Genomic DNA, 17,316 nt, shown 5'->3' on the forward strand with positions numbered 1-17,316 from the left:
ACTGAAGCGGGCAATTCCGAGGATCGTGCACAGCCGCTTCACGCCGTGGCGGCGCTAATGGTCGCCGACGAACTGGAAGCGGTTCACCAGCGCGTCACCCCGGCGAAATACTTCGCCGCCTTCCGCAGGATCTCGCGTTCCTCCTCCAGCTCGCGGACCTCCTTGCGCAAAGCGGCGTTCTCGGCCTCCAGCGGTGTCGGCGGCTCGGTCGGCGTCTCTGCCCGCCGGCCCCGGGGCCGGCTCACACCGGCCGCCCTCACCCAGTTCCGCAGGGTCTCCGGGTTGATCCCCAGATCGGCGGCGACCTGCCTGATCGTCGCCTCGGGCCGCGACTCGTACAACGCGACCGCGTCGGCCTTGAACTGCGGCGGAAAGTTCTTCACAACCACGAGATGTCCGTTCTCAGATCCCCAGGACCCAGTGTCTCGTGTGTCCAACATCAAGGGTCAAGGCCCACACCAACAAACCCCCTCCGAGCGTTAGCTGACCAAGCCCGCAGCGGCAGGCGGGCGGTACCGGCGGCACGGTGCCGCCCGAGTACGAGGCGAGGTGAGGCGGCCTCAGCGGTGGTGGACCCTGACCGCCGTCCGGATCAGGTGGTGTGCATCGGCGAGGACGGTTTCGAGACGTGCACGGTCGGGAGCGGTCACGATCAGGCGTCCGAAGCGCTGCCGCCAGTCCGTGGCGGGCAGGAGCAGTGCGCCGGGCTCGCTGGTGACGACGGCCTCGACGCAGCCTTCGAGGGTGGACAGTTGCCGGGCGAGCAGGTCGGGGTCCGGGAGCGTTGACGCCGTCTCCACGGTGAAGAACTGGGAGGCCGCCACGCGGGCGCGGGGCCGGGGGGAGGCTGGGCTGAGGGGAAGTCCGGTGTGGCAGCGGATCATGGTCTGCGCCAGGTCGACCCCGTGCACCTGCGAAACGAGTACGGGGATGCGGTCGCCGGGCAGCCTGGCGCCTATCTCCATGACGACCGGTCCGTCGTCGGCGAGGCGGGCCTCCAGGTGGAACACACCGAGGGTCAGGCCGAGCGCCCGGACCGCCGTGGTGGCCGTTGCTTCGAGCGCGTGCCGCTCGGCCGCCCCCAGAGGGGCGTCGACGATGTGCCCGAGTTCCGCGAAGTCCGGCTCCGCGCCGAGTTGCTTCTGGGTGACGGCCACCACCGTGACGTCGTGCCCTGACACATATCCCTCGACGCTGAACTCGGCCCCCGGGACGTAGCGCTCCAGAAGCAGGTGTGTGCCCATGGGCCGGCCCATGCTGTCCACTGTCCCGCGTCGGCACAGTTCCAGGTACGCGTTGAGCTGTGCGGCGTTGTCCACCCTGCGCACGAGCAGGCTTCCGGACCCGTCGACGGGTTTGATCACGGCGGGGAAACCCACGGTGCGGGCGAACTCCCTGGTGGCCTGTGCCGCCTGGGCCAGGTCGAAGGAGACGCCTGCTGCGACGGCGACACCGGCTTCCTGCAGGCGCGTCTTCATGAGGTCCTTCTCGCGCAGCGCCTCGGCGTCTTGCGGATCGAGTCCGGGCAGTGCGAGGGCCGCGGCGATGGCGGCTGCCGCAGGCACCGCGTACTCGAATCCCGGGATGACCGCGCTCAGCGGTGTCCGGGCGGACAGCTCCTTGGCTGCGGCCACGGCCGTGTGGGTGGCCCGGACGTCAACCCTGCGGTAGTCGGCCGTTTTGTCGTTCACCGCCTGTCGGGCCGCTGCCCCCAGTTCCTCCAGGGGCCGGTGGTCGAAGATGTGCACTCTGAAGCCCAGCCGAGCCGCGGCCTTGATGAGGTCGAGTCCGGAGGACTCCGGTTCCAGCAGGAGAACCGTCTGGTTCTGCGCGGTCATGGGCTCGTCGCTCCTGTCTTTCGTCCTGTGCCCGGACTTTTCGTTGTGGGCCCGGCGTCGTGGGCCGGCCGGTGTGGCCGGCCGGTGTGGCCGGCCGGTGGGTGGTCGGCCGGTGTGGCCGGCCGGTGTGGTCGGCCGGCCCGCGGGGCTGGGGACGGCACCGCACCCAGCCCGAGGAAACGCGTGGTCGACCCCGCCTCGGGGTCCGTCAATTCCCCGTGCCCCGGTCGGACGGAAGGCGAGGAAGGGCCGGGTCATCGTCGCGGGCCGGTCGACCGGCGTGGCCCGCCCACCGCGTCCGGCAGGACCGGGCAGGGAGCGCGGGCAGGCGGAGGCAGACCGCACAGCAGGAGGGGTCAGAGCGCGGCGTCGAGCGCGTGGAGCACGTCCTGGACCAGATCGGCGGTGGTCTCGCAGCCGCAGGAGATGCGGACGTATCCGGCAGGCACCTTGATGTGGGGCCAGGTCGCGATGTCGTTGGCCATGCTCTGCAAGCCCCCGTAGCTGGTCGCCGGGGTGATGAGCCTGCTCGCCCGCAGGAACCGGTGGAGGTGCTCGCGCCCCGGCAGCCGGAACGCCAGCAGTCCACCGCCCCGGATCATCTGGCGGGAGGCGATCGCGTAGCCGGGATCGCCCGTCCAGCCGGGCCAGCGCAGGTCGGTGACCTCGTCGCGCCGGGCGAGGATCTCCGTCAGCGCGGTCGCGTTGGCGGTCTGCCGTTCCACTCGCATCTCCAGCGAGCCGATGGAGCGCTGGGCGAGCCAGCAGTCGAAAGCCGAGGGGATCGAGCCGTGGAGGTGCCGCCAGTCGCGCAGGAGGGAGTCCAGCTCCGGGTCCCTGACTGTCACGTGTCCCAGAATGAGATCGTTGTGGCCTCCGACGATCTTGGCGTCGCTGGTGACGACCACGTCCGCGCCCAGATCCAGCGGGCGCTGCCCCAGGGGCGAGGACACCGAGTTGTCCACGGCCAGCAGCGCACCCGCGTCATGGACCAGCCGTGCACACTCCCTCAGGTCATGGATACTCATCAGCGGGTTGGTGGGCGACTCCAGCAGCACGAGGCGGGCGCCGTCGACCGCTTCGGGCAACTGCCGCACTACATCGGTCAGCACACGTATGCACACACCGCGCTCGCGCAACTGGTCGGCGATCTGACGGGTCTCGTAGTACGTGTCATGAGCGACGACCAGAACCTCGCCGGAGCGCACAAGGCTCAACAGGGTTGCGGAGATCGCCGACATGCCACTGTTGAAAACGATGGACAGCCCGCCGTCCAGGGCGCCCAGCGCTCCCTCCAGGAAGTCGGCGGATTCATGTCCCCATCGTCCATACCGGGTCGGGGCGACATCGTCGAGATCCTGGTGATATGCCGTCGAGAAAGACGGAGAATGAACCAGTGGACCGGCCTCGGCGGGAACGGCCGTGGTGTAGTGCGCGCACACGGTGCCCATGCCCAGTTCGGGCGGGCACCCCGCCGTGACGGCGACAGCATTTCGCACGGGTCAGCGCCTTCCGGCCACGATCAGGAAGGGAGCGCGGTCCGGCTCCGCCGGGTCCTTGGGCAGAGGAGCGTACGCGGTCACGCTGGAGAATCCGTTGTCCTCGAGCAGACTCCTGTACCACTCGGTCGGCCAGAAGAAGTCCTGGATCGTCAGATCGGTGCCGCCGGCGGTCAGCCGGGTCGTCATCGGGTCGCCCGCGTGGTACGTGACATCCGGATCTCCGCTTCGGCAGGTGCTGAACTGCACCCCCGAGCTGTCCGGATGCGGCACTACGAGCCCGAAAGGCGCTCCTGGACGCAGCAGCCGACGCACTTCGCGTACCAGGTCCACGTGCTGCTCCGGCGCACCGAGAACGCACAGGACGAACGTGCATATCGCGGCCCCGAAGTATTCACTCGGGTAATCTTCCAGAACCGGCTTCCTGATACTCGTGAAGGTCGTCCGCGGGGTCGCGTTGTCCCGTTTCGCGAGAGCGATCATCTCTATCGAGACATCGCATCCGACGACGTCGTACCCATAACGTTCGGCAAGGTGAGCGGCGACCTTTCCGGGGCCGCATCCGTAGTCCAGAACCGGTCCTTCGAACAAAGGATTCCCGAAGCCCATCCGCTCAAAGAGTTCAGGGTAGGCGAGTTGCCATTCGAGTGGGTTTCCTAAGGCAGTATATGCTTCCACCGATGTGCCGGCACTCCACCAGGCAGCAGTCACTCTCGTACCTCTTACTAGGAAATTCTCAATGCGCGAAAATCAGGGGAGGGGGCACGTCTGCCCAATAGGAGCGCCGCTATGGGAGCGCTCCCATCATTCGAGCACACGTGAAGCGGCGCACGCAAGGCCAACCGTCACGCTCGGCATGGCCGGTGCCGAGTCGTGCGGGTGCCGCGGCCGGCCGGGCCGGCGAGACACCGGCGGCACCACGCGACGTGGTGCCTGAGCGGGTGAACGCCGAGGCAGGGGGCCACGGGTGAAGCCGTGGGCCTGGACGAGGCCGGTCCCTCCGTCTCGGCGGCCGACCGCAAATGAGCCACTGCCGACGGGTCCGCCCAGGTAAATCTGGCCGAAAAGCGTGCTGCGGACGATGAACCAGTTTCCACCGCATTACGTTGCCTGGACCGGTGCGGAGAACGGTGCCAGCATTACCGATCAGCACGGTCGCTCCCCGGTTTCACCCACCGGACCGACTCGTCATCCCGATTCCGAGATGCAACGACTCAGGAGGCTTCATGTTTTCCACCATGCTGCGACGGAGCAAGTCCAGGACGAAGAGGCCCGGCATCGTCATCGCCGCCGCCACGCTGGCCAGCGCTGCGGTACTCGTCTCCGGCGGTACGGCCTCTGCCTCCGCACAGGGGTCGCTGTCGGGTCTGACGGCGTGCAAGAACAACTACTTCAATGACTGCCGTAGCTTCCTGGACCCGATCGACGACCTCGGAAATGCCGAGTCGGGCCTGCAGGACAGCATCAGCTCCATCAAGAACTACACGGGCCACCGCGTGTGTTTCTACATGGACAACAAGTACGGCGGGGACTATCTGTGGCTCGACAGCGGAAATGAGATTCCGAACCTGCTTGCCACGCAGTACTCGCGCTTCAACGACAACATCTCGTCCATCAAGGCCTGCTGAACCGGACAACGGTGCTGCGGCCCGCACGCGCCCACCAGCACGCGCGGGCCACACGTAAGCGCTGCGAACAGCGTGGGTCAGCCTCCACAGCCCGGCCCTGCCACATCCGTGGACGTCGACCCGGCCGCGCCGCCCACCAGGCCCCGCGATCTCGCGTCCGACGCAGACGGCGAACCCTCTTCCCGACAGCTGACACCGGTGGTCGACAGACCCACGCCCCGATCACCGGCCTAAACCACGCAGCGGACCCACACAGCGAAACCGCACGTCGCCGGTGCGGCCACCCTCCTCCCTCCCACACGCCCCGCTCCACCCCGACCGCCTCCTCCTCAACCGGCAGACGCGGACCTCCGGATCCCTGAACGACCCCGGAAGCCCACGCCGAGGTCATCCCGGCACTCCGCGCCGCCTACCGGACCGTGAAAACCACGGACAGCGGGCCTGGCGAGAAGCAGTCAGCCAGTCACACGTTGGGATACTCGATCCAGCAGTGGCCGCTCGCGGTCGCACCGAGTGAAGCGAACGTCCGGCCCGGCCTCATGGAATTCATCCACACCCCAGCCCCGTCACCCGCGGCGGACATCCAAAAGACGCCGCCCGAAGTGTCGCAGCGCCCCCGAACGGAAAACTCCCACAGGCCGCCGAAGGCCGGAACGGCAAACATCCGGCACCCGCCCGGACTGCCCCAACCGGAGCAGACGTCGCCGTACTGCGCGTTCTCGTAGAACCACCATGACGCGTAGCTGCCCCGCGAGCAGACTAAACCCGCCCCGCCCCGTGCAGTTCAGGTCCACCGGGACGTCCGGCCAGTTGGTGGCGTGGTCCTTGTCAAGGACGCAGTTGGACACGCACCGGTCCGACACACCTCACTTGACCTGCCCTGCCGGGCCGGCGGTGGTGAGGACCTGGCCGGCCCCCAGGCCGTAGTCGACCCGGTTCAGGTAGCCGCCGCGGATGTACGGGACCGAATCATCGATCTTGCTGTTCTGCGCGTAGTAGCCGGTGCCCTTGGCGTAGTACAGGGCCATCACGTCGTTGTACGGGTCCACGACGTGGTCGAGGTTCCAGCGCCGGCCCTGCGTCTGCGCCGAGGAGGCGAAGACCGTACCGTGGCCGGGTTCGCCGCTGCGGTTGCCGCAGACGGGGACGGTGAAGACGGAGTTCGTCTCTTCCCCGCCGCTGCTCCAGCCGGGACTTCTGACGCACACCTCCAGGACCGTCACCCCACCGCCGGTCCCGGCCCACCACGAGCAACACCCTCAGCATCATCACCCACGACTCACCAACTGGTGTACAGGCCCGAACAGCCCGTGCCCGAAGCATCCCGCAAAGGCCACTCACCGCGCAGGCGAAAACTGCCAGCACAGAACAAGACTTCCACCGGGCCCTGCCCGCATGGCCTGGCAGCAACCCTCACCCCAAAGCGGACCCCCCTCGGAGCCGGCTCAGTCGGTCACCAAGACCAAACCCAGGGCCAGCAGGACAAAAACCGCCACCATAGTGACACTGCCGAGAAACTTGAAGAAGAACGGGCTGAAACTCCAGGTGTCTGGGAGCCCCAGATCTCCTGTGCTCTGCGCTTTCAACTCAAGGACGGCTCGTCTTCGCGCCAGCGTCGCATCAACAGCACCGCGCACATTGAACGCCAACCTCCCTCCGGCGAAGACGGCTGCGAACCCCAACGCTGCGAGGAAGATCAGGACGCCTATCGGGTCGGATGCGTCTGCGGACGAAGCGCCAACAATCATGATCACGCCGCACAGCATCGCAGGCCACTGAACCGCATGTCACCTGATCACGCAGCAGTCCCTCCGCCCCCTCACGGCCCGGATTCTCGCCCCTCCATGAGGGCTGTGACTCATACTCGCCTCATGCGACGAGCCTGGTGGCGAAGGCCGCTATCAGGGTGTCCGCCCTCAGCAGAAGCTCAGGGTCGGAAGTTCCCGCCACGCGGACAGAAACCTCATGGCCACCCACGGCCTGCGCAAGGTGCACTTCGAGGTGAAGGCTCGATCCGACGAGTGGATAGCTGTACCAACGATCCGGGTGCTCATCATCGGTGGCCCCAAGAGCGAGTCCGACCGCCTGCCAGTCGGTGCCATCGAAGTCGTAGCCGGCGTAACCCGCCAAGAGAGCCAAAAAGGTCAGGACGTTCTCTTTCCAGACCCAACCCTCCATCGCACGTTCCCGGTTGTTCTCCCCCATCTGGTCAGAGTGCCACATACGGCACGTTCGCTCCCCGCCATATCTCCGCTCACGGTAACTGCGGACAGAACCGATTGCAGAGATCCCCATCAGTGTGCGCCCGTCTGCTCAGTCCCGGACGCCCGGCAGACCCGTCCCGGAAGGATCAGCGCGGTACTCCCCTCCCGGCACCCGGCACCGGGCACCGGGCACCGGGCACCGGGCACCGGGCACCGGGCCAGGAAGAACTGCCCTGTGCGTGTGGGGTGGCGCGGTAGCGGGAGCACAGGTCCGCGCCCGCCGTGCTGCAGCCTGTGGGGCCGCATTCAGTGCAGCGCATGAGGTGGTCCAGGTGAGCGGCGCGGTCGGCGCCGTACGGGTAGGCGCCCCAGTCGATGTCCATGCGTACGCTCCCCCCGATACCGTCATTCCCACCTCGCCGGCAACGCTGCGTGGCTGCCTGCCGGTGATCTGCGGCTTCAGCAGGGCGCAGCACACCAGTTGTCACCGATGCGGCGCGCCGCCTGTCACCAGCGGCAGGAGGAGCTGGGGCGATGTCACCGTGTTCGGCTTCCGGTGAGCAGGTGCCGAGCGGTGGCCCTCGGTGATCACGGGCCGTATTTCCCGCGCTCTACGCCAACCCCGCCTCCTACGATCACCCGGTAGGACTAATGGAGGGGCGGGAATGCTTGAGAACAGTGAGGCCGGGACAGCGGCAGCGACGCGGCTCGCGGAAGGTGCGCCGCTGCACAGCACGCTCGATGTCGCCGTCCCCGGTGACTGGCTCGCGCTGGACGCAGCAGTGCGCGAGGTTGCCTGGTACCGGCCGTACTCCCTGCCGGGGTGGGAGCACTCGGCCCCGCCGCCCGCTGAGCTGACCCAGCTCGGCGAGTCCCGGCTCGCACTCGCCCTCTGCCACCGCGACGGGCGCATCCGGCAGGAGGCGCTGCTCCAGTCGGTCCGGTACCCCGGCCTGCTGCCGTTGGTCGTGATCCGCTGCACCGACTGGGTCGAGCCGGTGCGCGAGCACGCCCGGCGGCTGCTCCGTGAAGCCCTGAACGTGGGCTCTGCCCTCGATCTCGCGCCGCTCATCCTCCGCGTCGGCCGCCGCGACAGAGGCACCTTCGGCGTCGATGTGCTCGGCCGCACCCTGCGTCAGGCATCTCCCGGGCAGCTCGCTGTTCTCTTCACTGACCCCGACCGCGTCGTCCGTCGGTTCGCCTACCGGCTGGCCATCGAGGGCCGACTGCTCCGTCCCGCCGAGCTGGCCCGTGCGGCCGCCCGGGACCAGGACACGGTGGTCCAGGACCTGTGTGCCACAGCGGCGCTCACGGCTCCGCGGGACGAGGACGGTGACGAGGGTGTGCTGCCTCCACTGCTGTCCGCACGCAATCCCCGTGTCCGTTCGGCCGGCGTCACCGCGCTGAGACGGGCAGGACACTCGAAGCAGGCGGAGTCGTTTCTCAGCGACCGTTCCGCGCTCGTGCGTGCTTGTGCTCGCTACGTCGTACGACAGCAGGGTGGCGATCCGGCAGCCTGGTACCGGGAGCGGTGCACGGCACCCAACGATCCCGAGCTGCCGCCCGGGGCGGTCATCGGGCTGGCCGAGTGCGGGAACCGCGCGGACGCCGGACTGCTGCGGCCACTGCTCTCGCACCCGGCGGCCGGGGTACGGGCGCGAGCCGTGGCCGGGTTGCGGGCGCTGGACTGCACGGACACGAAGCAGCTGCGGCCGCTCCTCGACGACCCTGCCGCCGAGGTCGTCCGCGAGACCGCCACCGCGCTGCTGCCCTCGGCCAGACAACTGTCCGCCGACTGGCTACTGGAGCGCACCAGCCCCCAGCGGCCACGGCACATCCGCGTCGGCGCGTTCCGGCTGCTCGACGCGCACGGGGGCATCGTGGCGCTACGGACGGCGGTCCGTCTGCTCGAGGACCCCGATGCGAAGCTGCGCACCTGGGCCGCGCAATCAGTGCAACGCTGGCATCCCTCCCCTGACGGGCGGCCCGGCGACACCGAGGTGGGTGAACTGCTCAACCGGAGCCGACATCTCCTCAGCGACCACACGCTGCGCCGACGCAAGTGGGAAGCGGGAGTGGACAACTGAGACTGCACCACGGTCCAGAACTCTGCACAGCACTCACCGCCCAGCGGCCCGGTGTCCGACGGCGAGGTCCTGATCGCCATCATGCCGCCCGCCCCGCGGGCGGTCGGTGTCGACGAGTACGCGACCGCAAGGGACGGCACTACGGGACCGTCCCGGTTGATGTCGAAACCCGTCGGCCGGCAGACCTGCTGCCCGGCCCGGAAGCGCCCAGCCTTGCATCCTGGCTCGCGAAGCGGCCAGGCTCGAGGTGGTCTGCCGGAACCGGGCTCCGTTCTTCGCGGAGGACGCCACCGCCGGCACACTCCAGGCGGCCCGGGTCGCAGACCGGTGGCATCCGTGGCACAACCTCGAAGAGGCCACCGAGCAGAACATCACCCAGCACCGCCGATGCCTACACGTTCTGCTCCCCGAGGGAGCGGAAACTTCCAAACCCGAACCCTCGGCGGAGCAGTCCGGCTCGCCGTGCACGTACGGCACTTGATGGGTACCTCAACCGCTGCTGCCGGACGGACCTGATACGTTTTCTACGAGGCAGGACCGTCAAACGCTCCGCGGACGCAGCCAATCCAGAGGACCTCTTCACCGGCCAGTGGCAGTCCCGGACCTCCCTCCTCGACGAGTACAAGACTCACCTCGACAACCGCTGGAACGACGGCTGCACCCACGCCTGGAAACTATGGGAGGAGGCCCGGCCATCCCACCACACACACTGACATCACACTCAGTCAGCCCTCCACGGAAAGTGCCGGGGCGGCCTGCTGAACGAGTTCCTGCGCGGGCTCCGTAGCCGGATGTCGCGGAGCCGGAAGGCTGCGTGGAGTTACGCGCGATGCGCTGCCCTCGCCACATCTTCGTTGGTCAGATGCGTGGGCCGAGGAACAGGCCACCGCTCGCGTCGAGGATCTGCCCGGTGACCCAGCGGGCGGCATCGGAGGAGAGGAAGGCGACCACGTCGGCTACGTCCTCGGGCGCGCCCAGCCTGCTGAGTGCCGTCATGCCGGAGATCTGTTCCGTGAGGCCCGGCACGTCGAAGACAGCTCCGTTGCTCGCTGTCCTGGTGGCCCCAGGAGCGACCGCGTTCACCGTTATCCCCCGGGGACCGAGTTGGCCGGCAAGGGTCTTGGTCATCGTCTCAATGGCGCCCTTCGTCATGGCGAAGGATGTCTGGGACGGGTTGGCCATCCTGGTTGCCACCGACGAGATCGAGATGATCCGGGCGCCCTCGCGCATCAGAGGCAGTGCACGCTCGATGATGAAGTACGGTGCCCGGACGTTCACCGCGAACAAGCGGTCGAACTCCGCCCGCGTCGTGACCCCGAGCGCACCGGCTGGTGCGGCCGCCGCGTTGTTGACGACGATGTCGAGGGGCCGACCACCCAAGCCGGCCTCCACGCCGGCGAAGAGTGTCTCGACATCGCCGTCCACACCCAGTTCGGCTCGGACGGCGAAGCCGGTCCCGCCGGCGTGTTCCATCGCGTCGAGCGTTGCCGCGGCCCCGGCCTCGTCCGTGCCGAAGTGCACGATGACCGTGGCTCCTGCGGCCGCCAGCCGAGCCGCGATTGCCTGCCCGATGCCGCGCGACGCGCCCGTCACCAGGGCTGTTCTGCCCATCAGATCGCCCATGCCGTCACCTGGCCTTAATGTTAGTTACTAACATAGTGTTAGTGTCTAGCAGATGAGTGAGCGACAGCAAAGCCTGCGGGAACGACGGCGTTCCGAGACACGGCGCCTGGTCCAGGCGCACGCGGTGCGACTATTCACCGAGTGCGGCTACGACGCGGTAACGGTGGCCGACGTCGCCGAGGCCGCCAGCGTCTCCGCAATGACCGTGTATCGGCACTTCTCTACCAAGGAGGACCTCGTCCTCATAGACCAGCCCGCCCAGCTCATCGCCGAGCACGTTGCGGCGTCGTCCGCAGCGCAGCCCCTGGTACGCCGCGTCGGCAGTGCGCTCATCGACGCGGCCACGACCTCGACTGGCGGCAACGGAGACCAGCAGGCAGCTAACGAACGATTCCTGCTGGACTGCCTCCGCCTCATGGTCTCGACGCCTGCGCTGAGAGCCCGACACCTGGACAGCCAGTACGCGCTGCAACAGGCCATCGTCGATGCCCTCGGGGATGACGCGACCGGTCCCGACGACGTGTTCCGCGCCCAGGCGGCCACCAGTGCCTGCCTCGCCGCGATGCACACGGCGCTGACGCGCTGGGTCGAAGACGACGGACACACCGAACTGCCCGACTTGATCGCACAGGCACTCACGGCGTCCTTCGGCGATGACGCCGTCGCCACCCGCCGGAGGGACTGAAGCGCCACGGACCGGGCGTCGGTATCCCTCTTGACCATCGAACACAGCGCGGTGTCGGTGCCTCCCCTCCCGAAGCGTTGAACCCTCGCTGTCGACACTCACGAGCACAGCCAAGGGGCCCTGCCAGCACGCCAGTTGTCCCGCGACGGTGCCCAGTGGAACCCGGACGAAGTTGGCGAGCCGGCCATGACGCAGGCGACCTCATTCAGACCACCGGGGGCAGCCCGGCCTTCCCTGCGGCTTCGGCCCGCTACGGCAGTTCACCCTGGCCGCCTCCCACCCTCGCGGCCACCCCGCGCAAGCCCAGGCACCAGGACGGCTCAGGCGGCGGACCCCTCGATCTCCCCCGCGAAGACGATGACCTGCTCGATGAGACTCCGCCGTAGATGGACGACATCCGTTCCCGACAGGCGGGGGCCGCCGTCCGGCGTGGTGAAGACCCACTGGTACCGGGCCCACTCATCGGGCATGTCCACCGCAGAGCAGCGCACCATCGTGCCCGACCCCGCCGGGTGGCGCCGGATGTCCAGTACGAACCGCTCCACCGCCGCGATTCCCTCGCTGCGGCCCAACGGCCCCCAGAAGACCACGTCTGACGTCAGGGCCTGGGAGAGCAGGGCAGTCACATAGCTGTCGTCGGAGGCGTTGAACGCGCCGTCTCTTCCTGCATGCCCCAGTAATACCAGCCGTTCCGCGTGCGCTCGTTCCGCGAGCCGACTTCCGATCACGGTGGAGCAGCCCGGTCACAGCCCCTGTCAGTACGGGCAAGGTGTCAAGGTGGTTCTGGGTCCACTCCTGTGGGGGTGCTGGACCGCTGGTGGGCCGAACGGGCCGTTCATAGCGTGGTGTTCATGAGCGATGACACGAACGAAGAACGAAAAGGTGCCACCCGGCGGACGGCGCTGCGTGGGCTGGGACTCGCAGCGGGCGGCATGGCACTGGCCACCGGGGTCGGAACGTCGCCGGCCACGGCGCGCCCGCGTCACGGGCACGGAACCTTCGTGCTGGTGCACGGCACCCACAGCGCCGGCGCGTTCTGGATGCCGATCGCGCGGGAACTGGTGCTGCGCGGCCACCGCGTCGTCATGGTCGACCAGCCGCGGCACGGCGCGGAGGCTTTCGTGGCGGAGTCGTACCAGCGGCAGGACCTCGCAGCGATGGCCGTCGAGCCCTCCCCGCTGAAGGGCCTCGGGCTGGACGACTACGAGGCGCGTGTCACGGGCATCGTGCGGCAGGCCGCACGGAACGGCCCGGTGGTGCTGGTCGGGCACAGCCTGGGCGGCGTGTCGGTCAGCCGTGTCGCCGACGCCGTCCCGCACCTGCTCCACCACATCTGCTACATGGCGGCCTTCTGTCCCAGCCGCGCCCTGCCCACGGCCGACGCCTGCACCGCGGCGCCCGAGAACGCGAACGCCGTCAGCCCGGTGAAGCTGACGGTGGGCGACCCGGACCGGCTCGGGGTACTGCGGCTGAACTTCCGTACGGGTGTCAGCGGTGAGTTGGCCCTCCTGAAGGAGATGATCTGCGCGGACTACCCCGACGCCGACTTCCGCCGGATCCTGGCCGGCATGCAGACCGACGAGCCCGTCGCCGCCTACGCGGGCCGAGCGGTCGGCCGGGCCCGCAGCTGGGGACGCATCCCCCGCACGTACTTGCGTTTCGGCAAGGACCGTACGATCGCCACCGCACTCCAGGACAGGATGATCGCGGAAGCCGACGCATCCACACCCGGCAACCGTTTCCGCGTGCACGACTTCCCCGGCGCGTCACACGTCGGCCCTCTGCATCCCACCCCGGTCACGGACGTCCTGGACACGCTCGCGCAGTAAGGGGGGCCGGGCTCCGTCCCGGCGGGCCAAGTGGCCTCCCGACTGATCTCTCGCCGGTCCGGTCATGTGCCGGAACCCCGGCGAACAACCAGTGATCGCTTCCGCAGCCGAGCCGAGCCTACCCCCCGGCAAGGACCGCAGCGACTCCCACCGGGCCCACCGGCACTCCCGGTCGCACCCGCACAGGCTCAGCCACCACACCTCCAGCGGTCGGTACGGATGTCACCGCCCGTCCAACCGCTCCAATCGCCAACCCGGCCAACCTTCCCGGTCAGAGCACTAGCGACCGGTCTCGGCGCCGCCGTTCACGTACGAGTCGACGCTGACCGAGTAGCCGGCCCCGTGGGTGAGGTCGGGGCGGCTTCCGTGACCGTCCTGCTTGAGGTCCTCGGCGGTGAGGAAGACGATCGACAGGGCCTTGCCCTCTTTGGTGAAGTACTGGTCGCCGGGTGAGGCTTCGGGGTCCGGAATCCATCCGTCCCGTACCGCCGCCGTCCGGTAGTGCGCCCTCACTTCGGCCTGTGTGCCGGGGACGGTGTACGTCCGGCGGGCGTACACCACGACATCGCCGCTGTCCGCCCAGCAGCCGGAGTCGACCTCCTCGAAGCCCCGGGCGAGGGCGGCTCCGTCGGGCCGGGAGTCGAGGATGTCGAGCGCCGCCAGCTCCTTCACCCGGTCGTCGGTCCCTTCGCAGTCCCTGGAGAGTTCCAGCAGCGCGCAGCCGGTGAGCGTTGCGGCCGCGAGCACGGGCGCCAGGAGCAGAGATACGGGTCGGGTGGTACCCGTCCGCAGGGGCAGGCGGGCTCCATGGTGAGGGCCGGGGCAAAGGAAGGCTGGGCCGCCGGGCAAGAGAGTCGTCCGTGCCCACTCCGGGGCGAGCACGGACCAGTCCTACCTGCAGCCATGACCCTCGCTCCCGCCATGGGCGCGGCACTTGACCACGCTTCGCGGAAGCGCCCTTCAGCGGTGCCTGTCGACGACGGCGCGGACGACGGCGGCGACCTCCTCGCGGTCGGTGGGCCGCAGGTCGACGGAGTTGTGGATGGAGAATCCCTCGACCAGCGCGTCCAGGGCCCGTGCCGTGAGCGGGTCGAAGTGTCTGGCCAGGGAGTCGCGGCTGGCCTGCATCCAGGAGCGCATGACGGCGCGCACCTCGGCATGGCGGGTGGCGAAGGCGTACAGCTCGTAGGTGAGCAGGAGATTGCGGTCCGTTCCCCAGACCTTGCCGCAGATGATCTCGACGACCGCCTCCTCGGCCTCCTGGCGGGTCCGCGCGGCTTCCAGAAGGGCGCCGTAGCGTGTGGACACGGTCTCTGCGAGCCGGGTGAAGGCGTCGGTCAACAGGTGCCGCATGTCGTCGAAGTAGTAGGTGACCGACCCGAGCGGCACGCCTGCCGACTCCGCGATCTTGCGGAAGGTCACCTTGATGGCGCCGTGTTCCGCGATGACGTCGAGCGCGGCGTCCAGGATGCGTTCGCGGCGCCGGGGGTCGTTGGGACCACGAGTGCTGCCTGTCATCGCAGTTGTCCGCCTTGTCTTCTCGGTCATCGACCCGGTGTGTACATTTGTTCATACTCGGGGGGTGACGTGATCGTCGTCTGCCTGCCCCTCATTGTCTCCAACACCGGCGGAGCCCTGCCTTGACAGACCGTGCTGTACGCCGACGCCGCCGGGCGCTGTATCTCTTCTTCTTCCTCAACGGCATCGCCATGTCCTCATGGATCACGCGCACCCCGGACGTCCGTGACCGTCTGGGCCTGTCCACGGGGCAGATGGGGCTGGTGCTGTTCGGTCTGTCCGTCGGCTCGATGGCAGGCATTCTCTGTTCGGGCCGTTTCGTGTCGCGGTTCGGGACCAGACCCGTGACGGCGCTCGCCACCCTGTTCGTCGTCGCCAGCGTGGTCGTCGTGGGCGCGGGCAGCGCCCTCGGCTCCGCGCCCCTGGTCACCGCGGGGCTGTGCGTGTTCGGCGTGGGGGTCGGGTCGGGCGAGGTGGCGATCAATGTGGACGGTGCCGACGTGGAACGGATCACCGGCGCGGCGGTACTGCCCACGCTGCACGGGTGCTTCAGCCTGGGCACCGTCATCGGCGGCCTGGCCGGCATGGCGGCCACCGCTGCGGCGTTCCCCGCCCACTGGCACCTCCTGGCGGTGGCCGCGGTGACGGCAGCGATCTTCGGGTACGCCATCGGTGCCGTGCCCACCGGGACCGGAGTCCGTGCCGCGTCGCCCGCTTCGGGCTCCCCCCGGCCCGCCGGCCCGCAGGTGTGGAAGGACCGACGGCTCCTGACGATCGGGGCCATCGTGCTGGCCATGGCTCTCGCCGAGGGCGCCGCCAACGACTGGCTGCCGCTGCTCATGGTCGACGGCCACGGTCTCGACGCCGCCGTAGGCTCGCTCGTCTTCGTCGGGTTCGCCGCCGCGATGACCGTGGGACGCTTCGGCGGCACGTACTTCCTCAACCGTTACAGCAGGGCGGCTGCCGTGCGGGCCAGCGCGGTCTCCGGAGCCATCGGCCTGTCCCTGGTCATCTTCTCCGACAACGCCGTCGTGGCCGCGGCCGCCGTCCTGTTCTGGGGACTGGGCGCGTCCCTGGGCTTTCCGGTGGCCCTGTCGGCGGCGGGCGACTCGGGGCCCGACGAGACCGCCCGGGTCAGCCTCGTGGCGACGATCGGCTACATCGCGTTCCTGGTGGGACCTCCCCTGCTCGGCTTCCTGGGCGATCACTACGGACTTCGTCCGGCGATGGTCGTGGTCCTGGCGTTCGTCGCCACGGCCGTCCTCGCGGCCCCCGCCGCGGGTGACCGCACATCCCATCACCGCAAGTCCGACCTCGGCGTCCCCGCCGAACTCGCCGTGGAGCGGCCGGGGCAGCGCGCCGAGGGATGACCGGGCCGGCCCACGCCGCCGCCAGCGGCAGGCTTCACTCGCCCTGCGCGGCAACGGCCATGAGCTGTGCCGTGAGTTCCATGCACCGTGTCCGGGCCAGGGAGAAGTCGTAGGGCATCTTGGTCACCGCTTCGAAGGCACTCATCCGGGCGTCCTCCTCGCCGCTCGCCTCGGCGTCGATCTCGAAGAGCTGCTCCTCGGCCAGGTCCAGTCCGGCCGCCTCGATGGCCCCGATCAGGGCCTTGTGGTGGGCGCAGTGCTGCGCGGCGAGTTCTCCGACCCGCGGGTCGTGGGGGTGGACGGTGTCGTCGAGGGCGGCGTCGGCCGCGTCGAGGCGGTCGGCCTCGGCCCGTAGGTCGGGATGCGTCGCCAGGATGATGAACACGCCGGCCTGGACGGCGGCGCCGAGCGGCCCGAAGATCCGTTCCGTGATCAACAGGGCGTCCAGGTCGGCGGGGCGCAGCGCGCCGGAAGGCAGGTGGCTGAGCCGGTCCGTGACCAACGGGGAGAGCAGGCCCAGCGGGCTGCCCACGGACCGCAGGCGCTGGACCGCCGCGCGCTGGCGCCGGATGTCTGCCTCCCGGGCGGCCAGGGTCTCCTCCAGCCGGCCCAGGACGTCCCCGACGTCCCGGGCCTCGTCGAAGGCGGCCCGCATGTCGTCCAGGCTGATGCCGACGTCGGACATCTTGCGGATCCACAGCAGGCGAACCATGTCGTCGTAGCCGTAGCGGCGGCGTCCGTCTCCGCCTCGTGCGGGCTCCGGCAGCAGACCGATCTGGTGGTAGTGACGAATGGCGCGCGGGGTGGTTCCGGTGAAGGCGGCGGCATCGCCGATCTTGACCTCGCGGGGAGGCATGGCGGAGGGATACATCGCAGACAGGGCCTTCCGTGCTGTTGGTCCCTCGACGACACCACATGCCGTTACGGCATGTGCAACTCCCCCATGGGCGAGTCACCGCAAGCGGAACGAACGAGTTCGCCTAGATCTCCGTCATGGTCATGAAGTGACCGGGAGCCACGTCCGAGGTCGGAAAC

At 68.9% G+C, this 17,316-nt stretch carries 17 protein-coding genes; 5 read left to right on the forward strand and 12 right to left on the reverse strand.

Annotation, left to right across the window (positions count from 1 at the left end):
• Positions 1 to 83: 83 nt before the first annotated feature.
• The 4 genes from IE94_RS0113320 to IE94_RS37980 form a co-directional block, all read right to left on the reverse strand.
• On the reverse strand, positions 84 to 389 hold the full coding sequence (locus IE94_RS0113320) for a transposase (RefSeq protein ID WP_030182909.1): 306 nt from the start codon (positions 387 to 389) through the stop codon (positions 84 to 86).
• A gap of 171 nt (positions 390 to 560) precedes the next feature.
• The gene (locus IE94_RS37175; RefSeq protein WP_051777492.1) at positions 561 to 1,838 is read right to left on the reverse strand and encodes an ATP-grasp domain-containing protein; all 1,278 of its coding nucleotides are present in this window, start codon (positions 1,836 to 1,838) and stop codon (positions 561 to 563) included.
• A 356-nt stretch (positions 1,839 to 2,194) separates the two neighbouring features.
• A complete protein-coding gene (locus tag IE94_RS0113330) occupies positions 2,195 to 3,289 on the reverse strand; it encodes a PLP-dependent transferase (protein WP_037922574.1) in 1,095 nt (364 codons plus the stop codon).
• A gap of 51 nt (positions 3,290 to 3,340) precedes the next feature.
• Positions 3,341 to 4,048, reverse strand: coding sequence for a class I SAM-dependent methyltransferase (locus tag IE94_RS37980; protein WP_157849349.1), 708 nt, complete (start codon positions 4,046 to 4,048; stop codon positions 3,341 to 3,343).
• Between the two features lie 515 nt (positions 4,049 to 4,563).
• On the opposite strand from IE94_RS37980, the gene IE94_RS0113340 reads away from it, so the two are divergent.
• Positions 4,564 to 4,965, forward strand: a complete 402-nt coding sequence (locus IE94_RS0113340; protein ID WP_030182921.1) for a hypothetical protein — start codon at positions 4,564 to 4,566, stop codon at positions 4,963 to 4,965.
• Between the two features lie 866 nt (positions 4,966 to 5,831).
• Here IE94_RS0113340 and IE94_RS0113350 read toward each other — a convergent pair.
• From IE94_RS0113350 to IE94_RS0113360, 3 genes are all read right to left on the reverse strand, one after another.
• Positions 5,832 to 6,173, reverse strand: a complete 342-nt coding sequence (locus IE94_RS0113350) for a hypothetical protein (protein WP_157849350.1) — start codon at positions 6,171 to 6,173, stop codon at positions 5,832 to 5,834.
• 237 nt (positions 6,174 to 6,410) lie between these two features.
• Positions 6,411 to 6,719, reverse strand: coding sequence for a hypothetical protein (locus IE94_RS0113355; RefSeq protein ID WP_157849351.1), 309 nt, complete (start codon positions 6,717 to 6,719; stop codon positions 6,411 to 6,413).
• 115 nt (positions 6,720 to 6,834) lie between these two features.
• A complete protein-coding gene (locus IE94_RS0113360; protein ID WP_245235240.1) occupies positions 6,835 to 7,170 on the reverse strand; it encodes a hypothetical protein in 336 nt (111 codons plus the stop codon).
• A gap of 664 nt (positions 7,171 to 7,834) precedes the next feature.
• On the opposite strand from IE94_RS0113360, the gene IE94_RS0113365 reads away from it, so the two are divergent.
• A complete protein-coding gene (locus IE94_RS0113365) occupies positions 7,835 to 9,256 on the forward strand; it encodes a hypothetical protein (protein WP_037922577.1) in 1,422 nt (473 codons plus the stop codon).
• Between the two features lie 858 nt (positions 9,257 to 10,114).
• On the opposite strand, the gene IE94_RS0113370 is transcribed toward IE94_RS0113365, so the two are convergent.
• Positions 10,115 to 10,879: an SDR family NAD(P)-dependent oxidoreductase gene (locus IE94_RS0113370; RefSeq protein WP_030182938.1), complete on the reverse strand. Its 765-nt coding sequence runs from the start codon at positions 10,877 to 10,879 to the stop codon at positions 10,115 to 10,117.
• A gap of 52 nt (positions 10,880 to 10,931) precedes the next feature.
• On the opposite strand from IE94_RS0113370, the gene IE94_RS0113375 reads away from it, so the two are divergent.
• A complete protein-coding gene (locus IE94_RS0113375) occupies positions 10,932 to 11,564 on the forward strand; it encodes a TetR/AcrR family transcriptional regulator (protein WP_030182940.1) in 633 nt (210 codons plus the stop codon).
• Positions 11,565 to 11,884: 320 nt separating this feature from the next.
• Here IE94_RS0113375 and IE94_RS0113380 read toward each other — a convergent pair whose 3' ends face one another.
• Positions 11,885 to 12,250 carry a hypothetical protein gene (locus tag IE94_RS0113380; RefSeq protein ID WP_030182943.1) on the reverse strand — a complete coding sequence of 122 codons (366 nt, stop codon included), beginning with the start codon at positions 12,248 to 12,250 and terminating at the stop codon, positions 11,885 to 11,887.
• Between the two features lie 159 nt (positions 12,251 to 12,409).
• Between IE94_RS0113380 and IE94_RS0113385 the strand changes: the two genes are divergently transcribed.
• A complete protein-coding gene (locus IE94_RS0113385; protein WP_037922580.1) occupies positions 12,410 to 13,393 on the forward strand; it encodes an alpha/beta hydrolase in 984 nt (327 codons plus the stop codon).
• Between the two features lie 279 nt (positions 13,394 to 13,672).
• Here the strand turns inward: IE94_RS0113385 and IE94_RS0113390 are convergent, their stop codons facing one another.
• Positions 13,673 to 14,140: a hypothetical protein gene (locus tag IE94_RS0113390; RefSeq protein ID WP_245235241.1), complete on the reverse strand. Its 468-nt coding sequence runs from the start codon at positions 14,138 to 14,140 to the stop codon at positions 13,673 to 13,675.
• Positions 14,141 to 14,353: 213 nt separating this feature from the next.
• The gene (locus IE94_RS0113395; RefSeq protein ID WP_030182951.1) at positions 14,354 to 14,911 is read right to left on the reverse strand and encodes a TetR/AcrR family transcriptional regulator; all 558 of its coding nucleotides are present in this window, start codon (positions 14,909 to 14,911) and stop codon (positions 14,354 to 14,356) included.
• Between the two features lie 122 nt (positions 14,912 to 15,033).
• Here IE94_RS0113395 and IE94_RS0113400 point away from each other — a divergent pair, with 122 nt between their 5' ends.
• Positions 15,034 to 16,281, forward strand: coding sequence for an MFS transporter (locus IE94_RS0113400; RefSeq protein ID WP_030182954.1), 1,248 nt, complete (start codon positions 15,034 to 15,036; stop codon positions 16,279 to 16,281).
• Between the two features lie 34 nt (positions 16,282 to 16,315).
• Here the strand turns inward: IE94_RS0113400 and IE94_RS0113405 are convergent, their stop codons facing one another.
• Positions 16,316 to 17,152 carry a MerR family transcriptional regulator gene (locus IE94_RS0113405; protein ID WP_030182957.1) on the reverse strand — a complete coding sequence of 279 codons (837 nt, stop codon included), beginning with the start codon at positions 17,150 to 17,152 and terminating at the stop codon, positions 16,316 to 16,318.
• Positions 17,153 to 17,316 lie beyond the last annotated feature (164 nt).

This window comes from Streptomyces violaceorubidus (assembly GCF_000717995.1).
In the GTDB taxonomy this organism is placed as follows: domain Bacteria; phylum Actinomycetota; class Actinomycetes; order Streptomycetales; family Streptomycetaceae; genus Streptomyces; species Streptomyces violaceorubidus.

What these genes read in the sequence shown, in the direction of transcription:
- IE94_RS0113360 (WP_245235240.1), bottom strand. Translation starts at nt 7,170, where the DNA reads ATGGGGGAGAACAACCGGGAACGTGCGATGGAGGGTTGGGTCTGGAAA.
- IE94_RS0113340 (WP_030182921.1), top strand. Translation starts at nt 4,564, where the DNA reads ATGTTTTCCACCATGCTGCGACGGAGCAAGTCCAGGACGAAGAGGCCC.
- IE94_RS0113330 (WP_037922574.1), bottom strand. Translation starts at nt 3,289, where the DNA reads ATGGGCACCGTGTGCGCGCACTACACCACGGCCGTTCCCGCCGAGGCC.
- IE94_RS0113370 (WP_030182938.1), bottom strand. Translation starts at nt 10,879, where the DNA reads ATGGGCGATCTGATGGGCAGAACAGCCCTGGTGACGGGCGCGTCGCGC.
- IE94_RS0113395 (WP_030182951.1), bottom strand. Translation starts at nt 14,911, where the DNA reads ATGACAGGCAGCACTCGTGGTCCCAACGACCCCCGGCGCCGCGAACGC.
- IE94_RS0113365 (WP_037922577.1), top strand. Translation starts at nt 7,835, where the DNA reads ATGCTTGAGAACAGTGAGGCCGGGACAGCGGCAGCGACGCGGCTCGCG.
- IE94_RS37175 (WP_051777492.1), bottom strand. Translation starts at nt 1,838, where the DNA reads ATGACCGCGCAGAACCAGACGGTTCTCCTGCTGGAACCGGAGTCCTCC.
- IE94_RS0113405 (WP_030182957.1), bottom strand. Translation starts at nt 17,152, where the DNA reads ATGTATCCCTCCGCCATGCCTCCCCGCGAGGTCAAGATCGGCGATGCC.
- IE94_RS0113375 (WP_030182940.1), top strand. Translation starts at nt 10,932, where the DNA reads ATGAGTGAGCGACAGCAAAGCCTGCGGGAACGACGGCGTTCCGAGACA.